This is a genomic window from Vibrio sp. LaRot3, assembly GCF_027587025.1.
GTDB lineage: Bacteria > Pseudomonadota > Gammaproteobacteria > Enterobacterales > Vibrionaceae > Vibrio.
Genome location: NZ_JAPPTI010000007.1, coordinates 82,972 through 102,214, shown reverse-complemented (window position 1 = coordinate 102,214; position 19,243 = coordinate 82,972). Strand labels below are relative to the sequence as shown.

Below are 19,243 nucleotides of genomic sequence, written 5' to 3'. Positions count from 1 at the left end.
TAATATATGCCTGTTGAATACCATTCCATATAATGTTCTACTGAATGAAAACAAGGAGTAATCAATGGAACTGCGCAAAGCAAACTTGAGCGATATCCCCGCTATCGTCGAACTGCAAAACCAATGTCATGTGAGCCAGCTCAATGCGGCTGACAAACAAGATGGTTTTCTCAACACTGTACTCAATGACGAGTATCTCGCACCAGCGATTAACGACGAGCAAAGCGTCTACATTGGTTTGGTTGAAAACCAAGTGGTTGCTATGGCCGTCTGTGCAAGTTGGCACTACTGGCAGTTCTCTGCAACGCTTAAATCTGTGGGTGAAAAACTCGTGCAACCGCAACACAAAGCCTTTGGTATTACCCAAGACAACAGCGTATTTTGGGGCCCAGTTTGCATAGCAAAAGCACACCGAGGACAAGGTAGCTTTGAGCAGTTGTTTGAGTTTGCGAAGAACGCCTGTCAGGTTGACTGTATCTACACCTATGTGCACCAAGATAACCAACGTTCGTTAGCCGCGCACGTAAATAAAGCGCATTTCACGCCTTTAGGGGAACTGGATATCAATGGCCAGCCCTTTATTGAACTAGCCATTAAAACCAACCGTTAATGATGAAGTGACGGCTCAGGGAATTTGATAATGATTTTTTTCAGGTATTGCTGACAACTTCTCAACGCATCCACGCATTCACTGTCGAGCTTACCTTGGTGAACCATTTTCTCCATTTCGAGTAAAGCATGACGTATCGACCAAGCTTGGCGATAGCTTTTATGGGTTGTCATAGCATCAAATATATTGGCGACCGTTATGATGTGGGCTGGGATCGGTAACAGATCCCGAGAGACACCATTGGGATAACCAGAGCCATCCATAAACTCATATTGATTATGCATAATCTGATTAAGCATCATGACGCTTGGATGAGAAGGGCTGCCCACTGAGTCAACGATCTCATTCATAATGCGGATACCGTTATCAATGTGCTCGCGAACGCTATCAAGCTCTGTTTCGCTCAGGCGTTGATCGGTATAAAGCATCTTTTCCGAAACTTCACTTTTACCAATATCGTGAAACTGGGAAAACAGCGCGATGGCTTCTACTTGCTCATCATCCAAACCATAATCGTCTGCAACATATTCGGCGATAAGGCGAGTATAAAGCTTCATTCGTCGGCCATGATAATAGGAGTCGATGCCAAACAATTTTTGCCCACTGATCAACCGCTCTGCAAACGTCGCAATGGTATCGACCACCTGATATTGCGACTCAACCGTAAATTGAACCATCTCAAAGTAAGGGGCTAACGCGCCCAACTGGCGAGAATTAAACGCATTGGTTTGATAAGAGTTGAGGAACACAAAACCGCTAAAGCGACGATTTTGATAACAAGGTACAGCGGCAGAAGATCGATAGCCTTTTTGCAGTAGAAATTGCACTCGTTCACAATGGCTAATCTGACGTAAGTCATTGACGATTCTCGCCACGCCCGTTGAGGCACTGCGTTTTAAATGATTGAGCTTATTAAACCTGTGTTCATGATGAAGGTCATTCCACAAATCAAATTCACTGTCTGCATAGGTGGTCAATCGATCTGTTTCTTTATCGTATTTTGCGAACGAAAGCCGAGCTATTTCTGGCGCGCAAGCGTGCATGCGCTGCATTAAGTCGTGGAGCTGTTGATTGAGTGGTTTGGTGGTTTGGTAATAACGGTTGTTCATCCTTTCCCCCGACGTTTCCATAATCAGCAAATAGCCAATACCGGAACGAGGAATAGGAGCGCGAATTGAAATTATCCTAACCGGCGAGAAAAGAGCCTTTGCTGCTTTATTAGTTGTCTATAAAACATACAAAACAAACCCGAGGTTCAGCCAGTAGAATCGTATAGAATTCGTCCATCTCGTGATCATTATCAAAACTCTATACGATTAGTAAAGCTTCCTTGTTAAATCGGCGCTGCTAGCCCTATTCAAACCAGTTTAATTTTTCGTGTAGCGAGGTCACGCTACCTACCACTATCAAAGCAGGGCTTTGAGCATTCTTGGCCATGTGTGGTAATTCATTAAGGTTACCACGCAGTACTTTTTGCTCGCGGCGAGTACCATTCTCGATGATGGCACACGGCATATCTGCTGCAAGGCCATGAGTCAGCAACTTATCAGCAATGTAACCACTTTGCTTCAAACCCATATAAAACACTAAGGTCGCGTTCGATTGGGCTACTGCTTGCCAATCCACCTCTTTGCCATCTTTTTGAACATGACCCGTGATAAACTGAACCGCCTGAGCATGATCACGATGAGTAAGCGGGATACCCGCATAGGCCGTTGCACCCGCCGCTGCGGTGATGCCCGGAACCACTTCAAATGACACACCATTTTCTGCCAAGGTTTCTAGCTCTTCCCCACCTCGACCAAAGATAAAAGAGTCACCACCTTTAAGACGAACGACACGTTTACCCTCTAACGCTTTGTCTACCAAAATTTGGTTAATTTGATCTTGAGGAACGCAGTGGTAATCCACTTTCTTACCTACGTAGATCATCTCAGCGTTGCTGTCCGCTAGTGCCAAAATTTCAGGCGAAACCAAACGGTCGTAAACCACCACTTCAGCTTGCTGAATGACACGATATCCCTTCATGGTTAATAGATCTGGGTCTCCCGGGCCTGCGCCAACCAAAGAAACAAAACCAGTGTTAGTAGAAGTGCGGGGAAAGCTCATAACATTGCTACTCGTTGTAAATTTGAATATAAGAAGTAAGACTATTTCGAATCACTACTTTTTATAAGCAAACAGATACAAACTATTGAATTTCAATGCCCTACGCCATGACATAGGGCATATACTCTCCAGTTTTATTCTGCGTTTACTGGGTTTAGTGCTGCGCTTTCTTCGCTGTTAATTGCTGGCGCTGTCTTCGCGTGAGTTAGGTAAAGTGGAATACAAGTCATCACAAGACCACCCACAATATTGCCTAAGATAGTTGGGATTAGGTTGAAGTTAAGCCATGTTGCTACACCAAAATCCGCGCCTAAAATCATACCTAGTGGGAACAAGAACATGTTCACTACCGTGTGCTCAAATACCAACGCAAAGAAGATAAAGATTGGGAACCACATCATTGCAACACGACCAGATACCGAGCGTGCAGTCATGTTACCGATAACGCCTAAACACACCATTAGGTTACAGAAGATGCCGCGAACGAAACAGGTGATCCATCCGTCCATTCCCATCGCTTCAAAACCTGCGCTACGCGCTGTTGATACCGCGATGAACTTCTTCGCTACCGCATTCAACTCTAATGAGAAGTTACCTGTTAACGATACTGCGACTAAGTAAGCCACAATCAATGAGCCAATCAGGTTACCTAAACCAACCAGTCCCCAACAACGGAAAATGCGACCCCAAGTAATACCCGGACGATTCGAGAACTTGGCTAAAGGAGCTAGACCAAATACACCGGTTACTAGGTCATAACCCATAACACTCAAAATCACGAAGCCCACAGGGAAGACAAGCGCACCCACAATGCCGACGCCGGTTTGAACGATGGTCGTAATCGCGACCACAACCGCAAGCGATAAAATTATGCCCGCCATCGTGCCGCGCAAAATCAGATCGCGCGTGCTGGTGTTGGTTTTCGCTTCACCCACGTTAATCATGGTTTGAACGAATTCAGCAGGTTTAAAGTCTGTAGACATGAGAGTGTCCTTATTCAAAAGTGAAAGTTAAAAATTAAAAGATTGAATAGTGAAAGGCTCCCTACCCCTTTCCCGATCCCTACGGGCAGGAAGCCTTATAGCTATTAAATCTCTTGGTTAACGCACATCTAAGCCGCTATTTCCACTTTGCCATTTACGACACGAGCAGAAAAAGATTTCACATTAAAACGTTCATCTTCCATGCACGTACCCGTCGCTAGGTTAAAGCGCTGCTTCTTAAGTGGGCTTGCGACCCAAAGCTCATCTTGATGTTCAACAATCAGGCCACGAGATAGCACATTTGAATGAGCAAACGGGTCAGTATTGCTTATCGCAAACACTTGCTCTTCGCTGGTTGGGCGAAAGATTGCCACTTGCTGGCCTTCCACCAATGCACAAACCCCAGTGCCCGGTACGATATCGTTGATGTCGCAAACAGTTTCAAAAGTCATGGTTCACTCTCTCTTAAGCTTCAGTTAGCGCTACGTGTAAGATGTCGCCTTTCGCTTCTGGATGTTTTTCAACATAGGAAGCTGGGCGGTGTTGATCTCGTTCAGAGACAAACACTACGTTATCGTCACGCTTGTCTGAGTTGATGAAGTGTGCAAAACGAGTAAGCTGAGATTCATCATTGATGGTATCTGTCCACTCACAGCGGTATTCTTCGACCAATTTCGCCACATCCGTTTCAAGCTGTTCATTGATGCCCAGTTTGTTATCAACAATCACTTCGCGTAGGTAATCAACGCCGCCTTCCATGTTCTCAAGCCATACTGATGTGCGCTGTAGTGGCGCAGCTGTACGGATGTAGAACATCATGAAACGGTCGATGTATTTAATGAGCGTTTCTTGGTCTAGATCGCTTGCGAGTAGGTCTGCGTGGCGAGGTTTCATGCCGCCGTTACCACATACGTACATGTTCCAGCCAGCATCGGTAGCGATAATGCCTAAATCTTTACCTTGTGCTTCTGCACACTCACGCGTACAGCCTGATACACCAAACTTCATCTTGTGCGGAGTACGAATGCCTTTGTAACGGTTTTCGATATATGAACCTAAACCAACAGAGTCTTGAACACCGTAACGACACCAAGTTGAACCCACACAAGTTTTCGCCATACGCAGTGCTTTCGCATACGCTTGACCCGTTTCAAAACCTGCGTCAATTAGCTTGCGCCAGATATCAGGTAAGTCATCTTTTTGCGCACCAAACAGGCCGATACGCTGAGCGCCGGTTACTTTGGTGTATAGGTTGTATTCTTCAGCCACTTTCGCTAGTTCACCCAACGCCTTCGGTGTCACTTCACCGCCCGCCATACGAGGGATCACAGAATAAGTGCCGTCTTTTTGGATGTTGCCTAAGAAGTTGTCATTGGTATCATGAAGCTTCACAAGCTGTGGCTTCAAGATGTGCTCACCCCAGCAAGAAGCCAGAATTGAACCTACAAGAGGCTTACATACCTCACAGCCGTAGCCTTGACCGTATTTCTCTAATAACTCTTCAAAGGTTTTGATTTCTTCGATGCGGATAAGATGGAAAAGCTCTTGGCGCGAATAAGCAAAGTGTTCACATACGTCGCTTTTCACTTCAACACCAGCTTTAGCAAGTTCTGCATTTAGTACTGATGTCACCAGTGGAATACAACCACCACAACCCGTTCCTGCGCCAGTCACGGCTTTAATATCACCAATTGTATGGTGGCCATCGGCAACCGCTTGGGCAATTTTGCCTTTGGTTACATCAAAGCAAGAACAAATTACCGCGCTTTCAGGCAGTGCGTCTGCACCTAGAGACGGTTTTTCAGCACCGGCATGGGCGGGAAGAATAAGCGTATCTGGATGTTCAGGAAGATCGATTTCATTGAGCATTAATTGCAGCAAATCACCGTAGTCTGCGGTGTCACCAACCATGACAGCGCCAAGCAGCTTCTTGTTGTCTTCAGATACAATCAGACGCTTGTACACTTCTTGCTCTTCGTTTTGATAAACGTAGCTCTTACTGTTTGGAGTTCGGCCATTAGCATCGCCAATTGAGCCTACTTTTACGCCAAGTAGCTTAAGTTTTGCCGACATATCTGCGCCTTCAAACTTGCTCTCAACGTTGCCAAGTAAGTGGTCTACTGCCACTGTCGCCATTTTGTAACCCGGAGCAACAAGGCCGTAGAACATTTCGTTCCAAGAAGCACATTCACCAATCGCGTAGATGTTTTCATCGGATGTTTGGCAGTGGTCATTAATTGCGATACCACCACGTGGCGCAACATCTAGCTCCATCTGACGAGCAAGCTTATCTTGTGGGCGAATACCTGCTGAGAATACGATGAAGTCGGTCTCTAGCTCAGTGCCATCAGCAAAGCGCATAACATTGCGAGACTCTTTACCCTCTGGCGCAATTTCTAGGGTATTTTTACTGGTGTGAACGCGCACACCCATGCTTTCGATTTTCTGACGAAGTTGATTACCACCAGCAAGGTCAAGCTGCTCCGCCATCAGCTTAGGCGCAAACTCTACAACGTGAGTTTCCATACCTAGCGCTTTCAGTGCACCCGCCGCTTCTAGGCCAAGTAGACCACCACCGATAACCACACCGACTTTGCTTTTCTTCGCACACGCTTCGATCTCTTTTAAGTCTTCGATAGTGCGGTAGACAAAGCAATCTTTGCTTTCACGGCCTTTGATAGGTGGAACAAACGGGAATGAGCCAGTCGCCATGATCAGTTTATCGTATTGAATTTCACGGCCAGAGCTGGAGTAGACGATGTTTTTATCCCGGTTAACGTTAATCGCGCGCTCACCGAGTAACATGTTGATACCGTGTTTTTCGTAAAAGCCTTCTTTTACTAACGACAACTCAGCCGCCGTATGGTGAGAAAAGTAAGAAGATAGGTGGACACGGTCATAGGCAACACGCGGTTCTTCACAAAATACGGTGATATCGTATTGAGTTACATCGGTTTTATCTACCAGATCCTCGATATAGCGATGGCCGACCATCCCATTACCGACGACGACTAGCTTCATCTTGCTCATAATTAATTCCAGTCATTAATTTTAGTATCTGACTGGATTGTCATTTATGAAGAAAAATGAATACATGATGTAAATCAATTACCAATTTAAACTACCCTAAAGGGGTAGATAACTCTCTAAAGAGGTAGATATTATTTATTTCGACAAAAATCACGTCATTTACTTTCATAAATTGTCATTTAGTTAGAAATTTACGACCGAAGTGATTAAAAACATTTAAGTGACACACATCACATTCTAATATCTTATTTTGCGGATTTTTCGCTAATTTTCGTTCATTGTTCGCACCTTTGAAACTGACATACTTACGACCATTCTCAATACATAACGGAACAAAAATAATGAAGAAGTTCGTATTAGTTAGCTCAGCAATCCTTGCGCTTAGCGGCTGTTCAGACGTACCAAGTAGCGCCAAAATCACTGGTCAAACCGATCAAATTCAGCGTGAGCTAGATAAAGAAGGCTTATCACTTGGCATGATTTACGTTAGCCAAGAATCGGTAGATGAAGCGAAGAAAAACCGCAAAGTACTCTCTGCGCTGAGAGACTTCTCTCAGTACCGTGAGTTCACCACCGAAAACGAAGGCGTACTAACGTTCGATACCGAAGCATTCAATAAACAATTGGCGGCGTTAGATTCAAGCATTAAATCGGATGTTGAAGACATTTATGCCAACTCTGCGCAGATCACGACTGATCTAAACAACATCTTAAAAGCTCGTAAACAAGAGCAAATCAACAAGCTCAATGGTGATCTTGCGGCTGTACGTGCCAGTGCCGAAAAAGATTACCTCATCTTTGACCAACACACTGCTCACCTAAAGCCTTATCAGCTAAAAGTGGAAACCGCTAAGAAAGCAATCGAAGAAACAAAAGCTAAATTTAACGGCCTAAGCCAACCCGCAATGGTTGCATACAACAAAGAGATTGTTGACCGTGAACTACCTATTCGTAAATATAACGACAACTCGAACATGCTGCGCTACCGCCATGGTAAAGTGAACAGCAATGGCCAATGTCGTGATGGCTACGCGAAAAGCTGGATCATGAACAACACTTGTTACTACATCAACCACCCACACGAAAGCCTAACAAGCGAAGCTGGCTTGAATGCGATTAAAGAAGGTGTAACAGTGAATGTTCAGCTTAAAGAGAAGCTAGGCGAAAACAGTTGGCGCAGATCTTCTGGTCTTTATGGTGAGCTTAAAACCGCTGAGAAAAACCTGAAAGATCAAAAAATTATCGCGGAAAACAAATTCGGTCAGTACAACACGCGCACCATTCGCAATGCTGAGTACAAAGTAAAATCACTCAATGACCAGATTGCCCGTATCAATGACAAAAAATCAATTGGCTATGATGACTGGCAAGTGCTTGATTCAACGATTGCTAGCAACTACAAAGTGCAAGAAAAGATCAAAGCGATTAAAGATGAGTTCGTTAATAACATCGATATCAGCTACTCGACAGAAGACGTTAATCTAAACAAAGAGTTTGATTATGACGCATCTTCAGCAGCGGCTATCCTCTACACCATCGACGGTGACACAATGAGAATGGTTTATGGCTGGAAGCTAGAGTCTGAAGAAAAGCTCGCGAAACAAGAGCTAGACGTGGTCGAACTACCTATTGATCGTCGTTCTTCAATCAACGTAAGCCATCGCAAGTTTACTGACATTGAAAAAGCACTACGCGATTCGTTGTACTAAGTAAGAATCATCGCTCATTTCTCAGGCCACCTTGCGTGGCCTGTTTCTTATTGAACGTAACGCCAGTTCCCAGTTTAAGGCCTTATTCTGTTTTCCACCGAAATGGACAGCGCATACGCTTGTAAAGCCGCAATCGCACCAATAACCAAAGGAACGATGATAGAAACAAACGCGATCGCAATATAGAGCCCTGCCATTATCAATTTATCAAACACACTTACGCTATGCGTCCACCCCATTTGCCCATCAATAAAAAGGCCAAATACACTCATATAGAAAACAAAATACATCACCGCAGATTTTTGCCATGGCTCTCTTTGCAGGTCGAGTACCGTGTAAGATGATAAATAGATCGACAGGCTCACCACGCCTCCCAGAAAAAGATAATCCAACGGGTATTCAACAGCCGTTTTTCGAAAATCGCCCCAAGAGACAAGCCAAACTAACCCAATAGTAATGGCGAGTGTAAAAAGTGCATTTTTAACAATTAATACGTTCATACTCACTGCGGGTCATTTATTAAAGACGCACCAATTGGTTGCGCCCATCATTGCGCAGCCGTCTAATAACGACAGATTGAAGTATGCCTTCCCTGCGCCCTCATCCTCAAAGGCTTTACGTACATGCTTCAGCTTTACCTCAAAAATCATGCTAGTCCCTTCAATTCCATTTAATTAAAGAGAATCTAACACCATGCTCAACATCGTACATAAACTTTCACTGGGTAAGCTCAATCTTTATAAGTAACTTCACACACATACAACGAGATTAATGTAAGAAGACATTCTAGATGGTGTATTCATGTACAGGGATAGTGCCACTAGCTTGTTTATTTATGCGCGGCGCAACATAACGATTGAGCAAGTAACCATCACTATCCAAGATTTAATTGGCAATGTAGAAATCGAGCTCGTTGCTGAAGAGTAACCGCAAATAATTGAATCAATATCAATACGCTATACACGTTAAGACGAGATGCACTCAAGCGATGAGATGGCAGAAAAAGAGTTCGTGGAAGACAACGAGAGCCAGTCTACCATCCACTATTTCGCCTACAACAGGACCATTAATTGGATCATCAACCTAGCAATTTTAGGTGGTTTGTTTTACCTCAATAGCTAATGGGACTGGATATATGTAGTTTCCCTATATTTATTACACGGTTTGATACTAAAATCGCTCCTTTCAAATAGTGCTTGTAAGTTATCAGATGTTAGAAGGCCTGGTCGCATAGCGACTGGGCTTTTTTTGCTTTCGAATAACTTTTATCTTGCCTATCTGATAACGTAAAACGTTCAGCCATATCTAGGATGTAATTCATCACTTCTAGGATTCGAGTAGGCCCTGCGGCGGGAACAAATTGTCGCTCTCCTATCAAGAACAGCGAAACTTGTTTGAACCCTATCTAGTAGGGCTTTACCTTGTTTGGGTCATAAGCCATTTAGCACATTAAGAACCGAAGTTAGTTATAGGATAAAAACATTAAAGTAAGGCGGTGGCGATAATCCATAGCTTCTGCGTCTAAGTAAACGCCGTATCGCCTAAAAGCTATTGACTATATTGCTTATGGGTATGACACTTGTTGGCCAATTCTACGATTGTGCGCCCTTATATTGGATAGAGGAATGATCACTAACACCCGCTTATCTCCGCAATTAATTGTAGTTGCAGCCGCCATGTTCCTCGGGCTTTCAGAAAGCTCAGCTCAACAAATAACAGAAGTCACAGCGCCTAATACAAACAAAGGGGAATTGACCATGAGTCAGTCGCATATACTCACATTAAATGATGTATCTTTTGATAAAACGCAAGGCAGCATTGATGCCTACACGGGCAACCATCAGCACATTATTATCCCGGACAATTTTGCTGGCATTGCCGTTACTGAGATCTCAGATTACGCTTTTTCAGAAGTGGAAGATATTGATGAAGATACCACACCAGAAAATCAGCTTGTAAGCGTTGTCCTTCCTAACACTATTACACATATTGGAGAAGGTGCCTTTCAGCGCAATGCCTTAAAACAAATCGCCATCCCAAGCGCTGTTAAGCGCATCGGTTACGATGCCTTCGCGGAAAACGCCCTCACCCAAGTGGATATCTCAGATTCCGTGACTGAAATTGTTGAAGGTGCATTTCGCGATAACACTATTGAGCAGCTTACTCTAGGTAAGTCAGTGTCGATCATTGACGACTACGCCTTTGCCAACAACGCTATTAAAGAGTTAAATCTACCAGACTCATTAACCGAAATTGGTAGGGAAGCCTTTGCCAACAATGCCATCACTCAGGTGTTAATGAGTAAAAACATCACTTATATCGGCCGTGACGCCTTTATTGGCAATCCACGAATTGGTAGACCAATAAGAGCCTTTGGTGAGAAAAAACCACCAAAAGAAATGACAGATGAAGAGTTTCTAGAAGCGTTTGGAGACTTGTAAGCGCTCAGAGTGCTATTGCTTATGCCCGGTATCCCATATCCCTCTGTTCAAGCGTTCAATACAGTGGAATTAGCAAAGGTGTATATGTGGATTCAATATAAGCAACAACTAAGTGCGGCTCGCTGATGGTGAAGGTTAGTTTAATATTGACTTGTTGCTTGATCAGATCGAGTCTCACTTGGCGAAAATGCGTTGAGCATGAAACTCTCTTAGACTGACAAGAGCGAGAAACATGGGACGGCTGTCAGGAAGCATGCTTTCATTTAATTGGCAGCCGTAGCTCAGTAACCATGGCGTCAAACCGCTATGAAAGCTCTCTTTAATTAGCATCAACATACCTGATACCGAACACCTAACGTAAATCATTCTGCCGCAAATACTAAAGCTCAACCAACCCAAAAGTGCCAAACGTTGCGAATCCATCTTAAACGCTTATTATACGAATTTTTCTAACAGCTCCCTTGTCATAAAGTAACTATGTGGATCGACTTCATAATCAGCAAACGGCTCACAATATGTGAACCCAAATTTCTCATAGAGGTTTCGAGCTGGTTGGAAAAATTCTTGAGTGCCTGTTTCTAGGCTAACTTGCTCAAAACCGTTATCGATAGCTGAATTCAAAGCATGAGTTAGAAGCTTTGTGGCAACGCCTGATTTACGAGAAGAGCTAGACGTTCTCATTGATTTCAATTCAATGTGAACAGGGGTTAGTTGTTTTACCGCAAGACAACCTTGTAGCTCTCCACCGACCCAGCCACTGAAAAATGTAATGTCCGATGATTTCAATGCATCAACGTCTAGAGCATGAACACTTTCTGGAGGAGAAGTGGCATGCATATCTGCTAAGTGCTCTTCGAGAAGCTTAATCACCTCACCGCCCGACAAATCATCTATTTTAATTTCCATATTCCGAATTTTCCTTATTCTGATAACGTCGCATTAAGTAGTAAGCACCATTAGTCTGCCTTAAGCGCCTTGTTATTCGGCATTTCTTCGTTGTAGCTCGGCCTTAAACTTACTTTCTCTATGTAACCAAATACCCCAGTTAACAAACAGCATTAAACATGGAAAAATTAAGTATTCCACAACATGAGCTTTTACGTACATTAATACGCTTTCTGCGTCTGAGGACGGGTAGTTAAACAAGATATTAAACACTATAAAAGCAGATGCCATTACCGCTGTACTTTTAAAAGCCCAGACGAGAAATCCCTGCTTTCTAACCTCGTTCCAGTACCCAAAATCCTTATCATTCATACGTATTCCCTAACCCATTGCTGGTAATGAAAGCGACAACCGTCGTGAATCACTCTTAAATGTATTGTTAGCACTTAAACTATCGCTGCTTCATAAACGCCACTGCTAACCCAGAAGAAACGAATGTAATTCCTGCACCAATATTTAACCCCGACACCAGTCTAGGTTTGTTTCTAAACCACTCAGACAGTTGAGACGAGAAAACACCCATTAAACTAAAGCCAACTGCCGTTAATACCGCAAACCACACTCCATAACCGATCATTTGAGTTGTCACTGACCCTAAGCTTGGGTTTACAAATTGAGGCACAAAGGCAAGAACAAACATACCTGGCTTCGGGTTAAGTGCGGCTGATAAAAAACCAGTTGAGAAGATAACTTTCAGAGACTGTTTTTTCGCTGGTTCCAATGAGAACAGATTTCTCGAACGAAGTACTTTCAAACCTAGCCATATCAAGTAAGCAGCACCAACGAGTTTTACAACGTAAAATGCCACTTCAGAGGTTTGAATTAGAAGAGTTAACCCGAAGGTAGCGGCGACGACATGAAACAAGATACCCGCTCCAGAAGACATCCCTGACATTACTGCTGCTAGCCGACCTTGACTTAAACCGCGACCGATGGCGAGCAAATTATCAGGCCCCGGCGAAATAACTAACAGTAAACAAGCCAATGTATAGGTAGCAAACACCTCTAATGGAAACATAACACCTCCTTTTTGTATGATTCTAAGAGCTAACGCCGGTTAAGTAGTGAGTATGGCTAATCACATACCTTCCCCCAATTACACCGTATATACAAGAGTCAATTAATACCAAATGCTTCATAGCGTTATTCATCAAATCACTCTATACGCTAAAATACACGATACGCTTCCTATTCATAATTAGTAGAATAACCAATTAGCTTAACTGAGCCTTTTAGATAATTTAAAATTTATAAAGTTCTTAATTTCGGCAATATGGTTCGATGAAAATAATACTAGATGTGATTCATATCACTAAAGATTGGCATGATGGCGATGACCCTCCTTATAATTAACATATAATGTTTCGCTAGATTAAACCCTCACGGAAAGAGAAATGATTAAACTACCGAAAACCATTCTTGCCCTTACTCTAAGTGCGGTATCACTTCCCTCATTTGCCAACATGTACTCTACAAACCAAGGAATCAAGACGGACACATTTGATAGCAATTACTTCTTTGGTCAGTGGGACGTTAATTTTAAGCAACGTCCGACGCCACTTGAAATATTCGAACGCAACCCTAAGTTCGTCGTAATATACCCTGGCGACAGAGAAATAACTGAAAAGCGAATGGACAATCTAAGAGAAGCAGGCTTAAGAACAGAATATAGCGTTGCTTCGAAGATTTGGGATGAGTCCCGCAGTGTTTCTTACAAAGTATTTAAGAATAAGGTTATTAGCGAGAACCTCACTCAAGAAGAAACTTTTGAGCACATGAAAGAATACAACCTCATGCAAAACGTTGATGATGACATTGAGAGAGCATTCATCAAGTCTAACGGTAAAAATGTGATTGGCTTTGAGACCTACAGTAAGCACGGTACAGTATCTAACGCTGATGTTATCTCTTTCTTTGATTATCGCAATCTAGGTGCTCTAGAATCTCGTTTGTATGAGAAAGTGCAAAAGGCACAAAAATACCATAAAGAAAACTTCAATTACGACATTAACAAGAACGTTGATCTCTACATGCTATCGAGCGGTTCAAATCTAATGGGCGTCGACATTATCTCTGATAAAAAATTCGTTCTTTACAACTTCACCGAACGTAAACCTAGCGCTCTTGAGTTTACTCGACCGGCAAAGGAATACGATGTTAAATCGTACAATCAGTTCTTCAAAGAGTTTGACGCTCAACAGAAGGCTAAATAATCCCTTCCGCTCACATTAAAAAAATAGGGCCGAGGTGTACTCGGCCCTATTTAAAATAATACACTTAGCGGTATCAGTTCAGACTAAACATTACTTATAACGTTCAACACAAGTTTGAATAGCTTTCTCAGTCTCTTCTTTGTTATTAATTTCTTCGATGATTTTTTCTGCTTTCTCAGGGTGCTTATCTATCTGAGTTAGCATTCTTTCTAATTTCTTAGGTGTTACATCACTAAAATCTCTCAGTACCTTGTTAGCTACTTTGTCCTCAGTGCCTCTTGGTGTGCTATCAGAGATTTCTTTTGCCATCTCAACGGCTGCATCCACATCTTTATCTTCAACAATTAGGCGAGTCACTTCAATTTTAGTATCTGCTAAGAATTGACAACGTTCTTGAATAGAGCCATCAGTAGGGTAATCAGTATCAACACCACCACAACCTACTAATGCCAACGTCATAGCCACTGCGCTTAATTTCATGATATTTTTCATTTAAAATCCTATGGTAATACATTCATATGCAAAGGAAATAAAAATACAAGATATAATGTTAAATATCAATAAATTATATCGTCAAATCAAAAACTTCGTATCCACGTCATACGCTTGTTGAAACGAGTAAGAAACATGATGTATCTGCACTGACTAATATTTCCTGATTGATGTGAATGCCATCCTCTAAGCCAGCTGACGCCAAGGCATACTATGTTAAATATAAGAGCAAAAGAAATTAAGTAAGCATTAGACCCTCACTTAATTTCTCTTTGAGGAAAATACAATAAAACTTGTAGGTATATTACTATTAACCATGCAATATATTATAATTAATCAATTAAAATCATCTATTTTATAAACTACCATTTAGAGAAAAATGAATAAAAGAATTATGTATTAAATAGAATTTTTTAAGAACGGCATCCATGACTTCCAAAGTAACCATCTATTAAATCGAATAATACTTGTACCCAATAAAAAACGACGCATCAATCTCAATTGAGGCGTCGTTCGATTATCTTGGGCATTTATAGGTGTAACGTAGGGTTAGTCTTGCCATTTCGCTCATCGAATAGTGAGTATTCGTATTAACAGAAGTAAGCCCTCTTAACCTAAATTCACCCTACTCCCAATCAAGGATAACTTTACCAGAAGCCCCGCTACGCATAGCATCGAAGCCTTTTTGGAAGTCATCAACTTTGAAGTGGTGAGTGATAATTGGCGTTAGATCTAGACCTGATTGGATAAGGCTTGCCATCTTGTACCAAGTTTCGAACATCTCACGACCGTAAATGCCTTTAATTACTAGGCCTTTGAAGATCACTTGGTTCCAGTCGATGCCCATATCTGATGGTGGAATACCTAGAAGAGCGATGCGACCACCGTGGTTCATGGTTTGCAGCATAGAGTTAAACGCTGATGGGTTACCAGACATCTCTAAACCAACATCAAAGCCTTCTGTCATACCAAGCTCAGCCATAACGTCTTCAAGCTTTTGCTCTGCAACGTTGACTGCGCGAGTCACGCCCATCTTACGAGCAAGGTCTAAACGGTATTCGTTTACGTCAGTGATAACAACGTGACGTGCGCCTACGTGTTTAGCTACCGCTGCTGCCATGATACCAATTGGGCCAGCACCAGTGATTAGCACATCTTCACCCACAAGGTCGAAAGAAAGAGCCGTATGTACTGCGTTACCAAACGGGTCAAAGATTGACGCTAGGTCATCTGAAATGCCTTCTGGGATCTTAAATGCGTTGAATGCAGGGATCACTAAGTATTCAGAGAAAGAACCGGTACGGTTTACACCAACACCAATGGTGTTACGACAAAGGTGAGTACGACCACCACGGCAGTTACGACAATGACCACAAGTAATATGACCTTCACCCGATACGCGATCGCCGATTTCAAAACCGCGAACTTCTTGGCCGATGCCAACTACTTCACCCACGTATTCATGGCCTACAACCATAGGTACAGGAATCGTCTTTTGTGACCATTCATCCCAGTTGTAGATATGAACGTCTGTACCACAGATAGCGGTTTTCTTAATGCGGATAAGCAGGTCGTTGTGACCCATTTCTGGCTTATCTACTTCCGTCATCCAAATGCCTTCTTCAGGCTTTAACTTAGATAGTGCTTTGATTTTCATATTCTTTACCACATATCAGCGCATAAGGTTGGCACTGAAAAATCTATACAATGTTCAAAACACTCCGCTTACATAGAGGTAAGCGGAGCAACAGATTAGATAATGCCCATGTCCTTACCCACTTGGATAAAGGCATCGATAGCGAAATCAAGTTGTTCACGAGAATGAGCCGCAGACATTTGAGTACGGATACGAGCTTGGCCTTTTGGCACAACCGGGAACGAGAAGCCCACGACATAAATGCCTTTCTCTAGCGCGCGTTCAGCAAACTCAGCCGCTACTTTTGCATCGCCAAGCATGATTGGAATGATCGCGTGATCTGCGCCGCCCATAGTGAAACCCGCATCTTCCATGCGAGTACGGAAGTGAGCCGCGTTTTCCCATAGCTGGTCACGTAGGTCGCCGCTTTCTTGAAGAAGATCCAATACGCGGATAGACGCATTAACAATTGCTGGTGCAACTGAGTTAGAGAACAAGTACGGACGAGAGCGTTGACGAAGCCAGTCAATCACTTCTTTCTTACCAGAAGTGTAACCGCCTGAAGCGCCGCCCATTGCTTTACCAAGTGTACCCGTGATGATATCGATACGGTCAACTACATCGTGGAACTCATGCGTACCAGCGCCTGTTTTGCCCATAAAGCCCACTGCGTGAGAGTCATCAACCATCACTAGTGCGCCGTATTTGTCAGCCAAGTCACAAATAGCTGGTAGGTTTGCTACCACGCCATCCATAGAGAACACACCGTCAGTAACAATAAGAGTATGGCGAGCACCCGCTTCTTTTGCGGCGATCAGTTGCTGCTCTAGCTCTTCCATATTGTTGTTTGCATAACGGAAACGCATTGCTTTACATAGGCGAACACCGTCAATGATTGAAGCGTGGTTCAATGCATCTGAAATGATCGCGTCTTCTTTGCCCAAAATGGTCTCGAATAGACCCGCATTTGCATCAAAACATGAGGTGTAAAGAATCGTATCTTCTTTACCAAGGAATTGTGAAAGCTTAACTTCAAGCTCTTTATGAATATCTTGCGTACCACAGATAAAACGAACAGAAGCCATACCAAAGCCATGTTCATCCATACCCGCTTTGCCCGCTTCAATCAACGCAGGGTGGTTAGCTAGACCTAAGTAGTTATTGGCACAAAAGTTAAGTACTTCTTGACCAGTAGAGATTTTAACAGCCGCTTGTTGCTGCGAAGTGATTACGCGTTCAGACTTATACAGACCTTCAGCTTTTACATCTTCGATTTGCTGTTGGATCTGTTGGTAAAATGCAGAAGACATTTCAAATTCCTTCCTAGTTATTATCTTTATGTCAGCACTTGAATCTAAGCCAAGCACTTTGGTTTTTCCTGCTGCTCTAACAAGAAAAACCACTATGGACTAAGTGTAATCTAGGATGAGGATTTGAATTATCCCACGAGGTGGAAAAACATTATTGAATCTCAGGCACAAATAAGATTTACTTACGGTCAGCAAGGACCAAGTTCACACTTGCCAAGATAAAAATAGCGATTGTGACTAAGGTAATGTTTTCGAGTATCGACCAAAGGTCGAACAAGATATTTGCATAAGGCATTTTTGGTCTCCTCTCTTGTTTAAGTGCGCTAACCATACCGCTCGAAAGCGTTGCAAACAGAGAGCTAAATCTCAAAAATCCTTTATTTTCATATATATCACTATATTAAAAAATATGATCAACACTAAGTTAATTACACTGTTACCCGACCTTGCTTCATTCATTCTCGTTGTGAATGAAGGCAGTTTTACCGCTGCGGCAAAGAAGCTCAATGTCACCCCTTCTGCACTGAGTAAACTGATTACCCGACTAGAAAAGTCGCTATCAGTAAAATTGTTTGAGCGAACAACGCGCAAACTTGTGATTACACCTGCGGGGAAAAAAGTGTTCGACCAAGCGGTATTGATGGTAAACGCGGCGCAACAAGCCGTTGAAATATCCACCAGCGATCATACCGAGGCATCGGGGTCATTAACGGTTGCCGCGCCTGAAGCGTTCCTAAATTCGGTATTACAACCTTTAGTAATTCCATTTTTAAATCAATTTCCTGAGATACAGCTGAGATTACGCGTCGCTGATGGTCAAATCGACCTGCTTAGAGAAGGGATTGATGTGGCGTTTAAACTCACCGATAAACCCGATGAAAACTTGGTTTTACGAGAGATAGGTCAAACGCACTTAAGACTGTGTGCCAGCCCGAATTATATCGAAAAGTTTGGCATGCCAAAGCACCCTACAGAATTAATGCTGCATGACTGTTTGTATCTGGCAGAGACAGAAAAAGACAATATATGGGACTTTTTTAAAGACGATGAATACCACTCTGTGAGCGTGTCAGGCCGATACGCCGTCAACCACTCGCAAATGCGTTTGACTGGGGTTAAAAATGGTTTAGGTATTGGTATCTTTCACGACTTCGTGATTGCAGACTCTCTTGCTAACGAAGAAGTAGTCGCGGTCTTACCCGATTGGACCATCAAAAGTAACTATCATGGCTCGATTGCTATGCAGTACGCGCAAACTCAATATATGCCAGCAAGAATGCGAGCATTTATAGATTTTGCGCTTGAACATCTAGTTCACAAGCTCGTTAAGGCTTAACAAATCAACAAGCGCTTAGTAATAGCTGAGCGCTTATTATCTACACCAAAACTAAAGTTGCACTACAGCTTCAAGCTTGTTGCCATCGAGATCAAGCACGTAAGCGGCAAAATAACCCGGTGCATAATGTTCTCGTAACCCCGGTTCTCCCGCACACTGACCACCCATTTCCAACGCTTTTGTATAGAACGCCACTACAGATTGTTCACTTGTTGCATTAAAGGCAATATGTACGCCACTCCCTGCCGTAGAAGAAGTTTGGCAAGAGCACCCAATCCAAAATTCGAACTGGTCACCATAACAAGCGGCTTCACCTTCAATAGTGTGCGTCCTATTCACCGATAAGGTTGCCAATACAGAGTCGTAAAACGCTACTGATTTCTCAAATTGACTCACACCCAGCGACACATGATTAAGAATCATAAAACC

General features: G+C 43.0%; 19 protein-coding genes. 6 read left to right on the top strand and 13 right to left on the bottom strand.

Annotated elements, in window-relative coordinates; genetic code table 11:
* Positions 1 to 64: 64 nt before the first annotated feature.
* The gene (locus tag OH461_RS14665; protein ID WP_270021318.1) at positions 65 to 610 is read left to right on the top strand and encodes a GNAT family N-acetyltransferase; all 546 of its coding nucleotides are present in this window, start codon (positions 65 to 67) and stop codon (positions 608 to 610) included.
* Here OH461_RS14665 and OH461_RS14660 read toward each other — a convergent pair.
* The 5 genes from OH461_RS14660 to nirB all read right to left on the bottom strand — a co-directional run bounded on the left by OH461_RS14660 (position 607) and on the right by nirB (position 6,732).
* Entirely contained in the window at positions 607 to 1,719 is a 1,113-nt protein-coding gene (locus OH461_RS14660; RefSeq protein ID WP_270021317.1) for an HD-GYP domain-containing protein, read from the bottom strand. The genes OH461_RS14665 and OH461_RS14660 overlap by 4 nt on opposite strands.
* Positions 1,720 to 1,963: 244 nt before the next feature.
* A complete protein-coding gene (gene cobA / locus OH461_RS14655; protein WP_270021316.1) occupies positions 1,964 to 2,719 on the bottom strand; it encodes a uroporphyrinogen-III C-methyltransferase in 756 nt (251 codons plus the stop codon).
* A gap of 134 nt (positions 2,720 to 2,853) precedes the next feature.
* Positions 2,854 to 3,702: a formate/nitrite transporter family protein gene (locus tag OH461_RS14650; protein WP_270021315.1), complete on the bottom strand. Its 849-nt coding sequence runs from the start codon at positions 3,700 to 3,702 to the stop codon at positions 2,854 to 2,856.
* Between the two features lie 128 nt (positions 3,703 to 3,830).
* Positions 3,831 to 4,154, bottom strand: coding sequence for a nitrite reductase small subunit NirD (nirD, locus tag OH461_RS14645; protein WP_270021314.1), 324 nt, complete (start codon positions 4,152 to 4,154; stop codon positions 3,831 to 3,833).
* A gap of 13 nt (positions 4,155 to 4,167) precedes the next feature.
* Complete coding sequence (gene nirB / locus OH461_RS14640; RefSeq protein WP_270021313.1) at positions 4,168 to 6,732, bottom strand: nitrite reductase large subunit NirB; 2,565 nt, start codon at positions 6,730 to 6,732, stop codon at positions 4,168 to 4,170.
* A 341-nt stretch (positions 6,733 to 7,073) separates the two neighbouring features.
* Here nirB and OH461_RS14635 point away from each other — a divergent pair, with 341 nt between their 5' ends.
* Entirely contained in the window at positions 7,074 to 8,441 is a 1,368-nt protein-coding gene (locus OH461_RS14635; protein WP_270021312.1) for a hypothetical protein, read from the top strand.
* Positions 8,442 to 8,515: 74 nt separating this feature from the next.
* Here the strand turns inward: OH461_RS14635 and OH461_RS14630 are convergent, their stop codons facing one another.
* On the bottom strand, positions 8,516 to 8,941 hold the full coding sequence (locus tag OH461_RS14630) for a hypothetical protein (RefSeq protein WP_270021311.1): 426 nt from the start codon (positions 8,939 to 8,941) through the stop codon (positions 8,516 to 8,518).
* Positions 8,942 to 9,242: 301 nt separating this feature from the next.
* Here OH461_RS14630 and OH461_RS14625 point away from each other — a divergent pair, with 301 nt between their 5' ends.
* Positions 9,243 to 9,368, top strand: a complete 126-nt coding sequence (locus OH461_RS14625; protein ID WP_270021310.1) for a hypothetical protein — start codon at positions 9,243 to 9,245, stop codon at positions 9,366 to 9,368.
* A 698-nt stretch (positions 9,369 to 10,066) separates the two neighbouring features.
* Positions 10,067 to 10,882 (top strand): leucine-rich repeat domain-containing protein, encoded by an 816-nt coding sequence (locus OH461_RS14620; RefSeq protein WP_270021309.1) that lies wholly within the window; start codon positions 10,067 to 10,069, stop codon positions 10,880 to 10,882.
* 435 nt (positions 10,883 to 11,317) lie between these two features.
* Here OH461_RS14620 and OH461_RS14615 read toward each other — a convergent pair whose 3' ends face one another.
* The 3 genes from OH461_RS14615 to OH461_RS14605 all read right to left on the bottom strand — a co-directional run bounded on the left by OH461_RS14615 (position 11,318) and on the right by OH461_RS14605 (position 12,845).
* Positions 11,318 to 11,788 (bottom strand): GNAT family N-acetyltransferase, encoded by a 471-nt coding sequence (locus OH461_RS14615; RefSeq protein ID WP_270021308.1) that lies wholly within the window; start codon positions 11,786 to 11,788, stop codon positions 11,318 to 11,320.
* 72 nt (positions 11,789 to 11,860) lie between these two features.
* Entirely contained in the window at positions 11,861 to 12,139 is a 279-nt protein-coding gene (locus OH461_RS14610; protein ID WP_270021307.1) for a hypothetical protein, read from the bottom strand.
* Between the two features lie 79 nt (positions 12,140 to 12,218).
* Positions 12,219 to 12,845 (bottom strand): LysE family translocator, encoded by a 627-nt coding sequence (locus OH461_RS14605; protein ID WP_270021306.1) that lies wholly within the window; start codon positions 12,843 to 12,845, stop codon positions 12,219 to 12,221.
* Between the two features lie 376 nt (positions 12,846 to 13,221).
* On the opposite strand from OH461_RS14605, the gene OH461_RS14600 reads away from it, so the two are divergent.
* Positions 13,222 to 14,040: a hypothetical protein gene (locus OH461_RS14600; protein WP_270021305.1), complete on the top strand. Its 819-nt coding sequence runs from the start codon at positions 13,222 to 13,224 to the stop codon at positions 14,038 to 14,040.
* 90 nt (positions 14,041 to 14,130) lie between these two features.
* Here the strand turns inward: OH461_RS14600 and OH461_RS14595 are convergent, their stop codons facing one another.
* The 3 genes from OH461_RS14595 to OH461_RS14585 form a co-directional block, all read right to left on the bottom strand.
* Positions 14,131 to 14,532 carry a hypothetical protein gene (locus tag OH461_RS14595; RefSeq protein ID WP_270021304.1) on the bottom strand — a complete coding sequence of 134 codons (402 nt, stop codon included), beginning with the start codon at positions 14,530 to 14,532 and terminating at the stop codon, positions 14,131 to 14,133.
* Between the two features lie 625 nt (positions 14,533 to 15,157).
* Complete coding sequence (tdh, locus tag OH461_RS14590) at positions 15,158 to 16,189, bottom strand: L-threonine 3-dehydrogenase (RefSeq protein ID WP_270021303.1); 1,032 nt, start codon at positions 16,187 to 16,189, stop codon at positions 15,158 to 15,160.
* A 95-nt stretch (positions 16,190 to 16,284) separates the two neighbouring features.
* Positions 16,285 to 17,478: a glycine C-acetyltransferase gene (locus OH461_RS14585; RefSeq protein ID WP_270021302.1), complete on the bottom strand. Its 1,194-nt coding sequence runs from the start codon at positions 17,476 to 17,478 to the stop codon at positions 16,285 to 16,287.
* A gap of 409 nt (positions 17,479 to 17,887) precedes the next feature.
* On the opposite strand from OH461_RS14585, the gene OH461_RS14580 reads away from it, so the two are divergent.
* Complete coding sequence (locus tag OH461_RS14580) at positions 17,888 to 18,814, top strand: LysR family transcriptional regulator (RefSeq protein ID WP_270021301.1); 927 nt, start codon at positions 17,888 to 17,890, stop codon at positions 18,812 to 18,814.
* 51 nt (positions 18,815 to 18,865) lie between these two features.
* On the opposite strand, the gene OH461_RS14575 is transcribed toward OH461_RS14580, so the two are convergent.
* A complete protein-coding gene (locus tag OH461_RS14575; RefSeq protein ID WP_270021300.1) occupies positions 18,866 to 19,237 on the bottom strand; it encodes a VOC family protein in 372 nt (123 codons plus the stop codon).
* Positions 19,238 to 19,243 lie beyond the last annotated feature (6 nt).

Coding starts and splice junctions, on each gene's coding strand:
- OH461_RS14635 (WP_270021312.1), top strand. CDS start 7,074: ATGAAGAAGTTCGTATTAGTTAGCTCAGCAATCCTTGCGCTTAGCGGC.
- OH461_RS14625 (WP_270021310.1), top strand. CDS start 9,243: ATGTACAGGGATAGTGCCACTAGCTTGTTTATTTATGCGCGGCGCAAC.
- OH461_RS14665 (WP_270021318.1), top strand. CDS start 65: ATGGAACTGCGCAAAGCAAACTTGAGCGATATCCCCGCTATCGTCGAA.
- OH461_RS14630 (WP_270021311.1), bottom strand. CDS start 8,941: ATGAACGTATTAATTGTTAAAAATGCACTTTTTACACTCGCCATTACT.
- nirB (WP_270021313.1), bottom strand. CDS start 6,732: ATGAGCAAGATGAAGCTAGTCGTCGTCGGTAATGGGATGGTCGGCCAT.
- OH461_RS14575 (WP_270021300.1), bottom strand. CDS start 19,237: ATGATTCTTAATCATGTGTCGCTGGGTGTGAGTCAATTTGAGAAATCA.
- tdh (WP_270021303.1), bottom strand. CDS start 16,189: ATGAAAATCAAAGCACTATCTAAGTTAAAGCCTGAAGAAGGCATTTGG.
- nirD (WP_270021314.1), bottom strand. CDS start 4,154: ATGACTTTTGAAACTGTTTGCGACATCAACGATATCGTACCGGGCACT.
- OH461_RS14650 (WP_270021315.1), bottom strand. CDS start 3,702: ATGTCTACAGACTTTAAACCTGCTGAATTCGTTCAAACCATGATTAAC.
- OH461_RS14610 (WP_270021307.1), bottom strand. CDS start 12,139: ATGAATGATAAGGATTTTGGGTACTGGAACGAGGTTAGAAAGCAGGGA.
- OH461_RS14585 (WP_270021302.1), bottom strand. CDS start 17,478: ATGTCTTCTGCATTTTACCAACAGATCCAACAGCAAATCGAAGATGTA.
- OH461_RS14620 (WP_270021309.1), top strand. CDS start 10,067: ATGATCACTAACACCCGCTTATCTCCGCAATTAATTGTAGTTGCAGCC.
- cobA (WP_270021316.1), bottom strand. CDS start 2,719: ATGAGCTTTCCCCGCACTTCTACTAACACTGGTTTTGTTTCTTTGGTT.
- OH461_RS14615 (WP_270021308.1), bottom strand. CDS start 11,788: ATGGAAATTAAAATAGATGATTTGTCGGGCGGTGAGGTGATTAAGCTT.
- OH461_RS14600 (WP_270021305.1), top strand. CDS start 13,222: ATGATTAAACTACCGAAAACCATTCTTGCCCTTACTCTAAGTGCGGTA.
- OH461_RS14605 (WP_270021306.1), bottom strand. CDS start 12,845: ATGTTTCCATTAGAGGTGTTTGCTACCTATACATTGGCTTGTTTACTG.
- OH461_RS14595 (WP_270021304.1), bottom strand. CDS start 14,532: ATGAAAAATATCATGAAATTAAGCGCAGTGGCTATGACGTTGGCATTA.
- OH461_RS14580 (WP_270021301.1), top strand. CDS start 17,888: ATGATCAACACTAAGTTAATTACACTGTTACCCGACCTTGCTTCATTC.
- OH461_RS14660 (WP_270021317.1), bottom strand. CDS start 1,719: ATGAACAACCGTTATTACCAAACCACCAAACCACTCAATCAACAGCTC.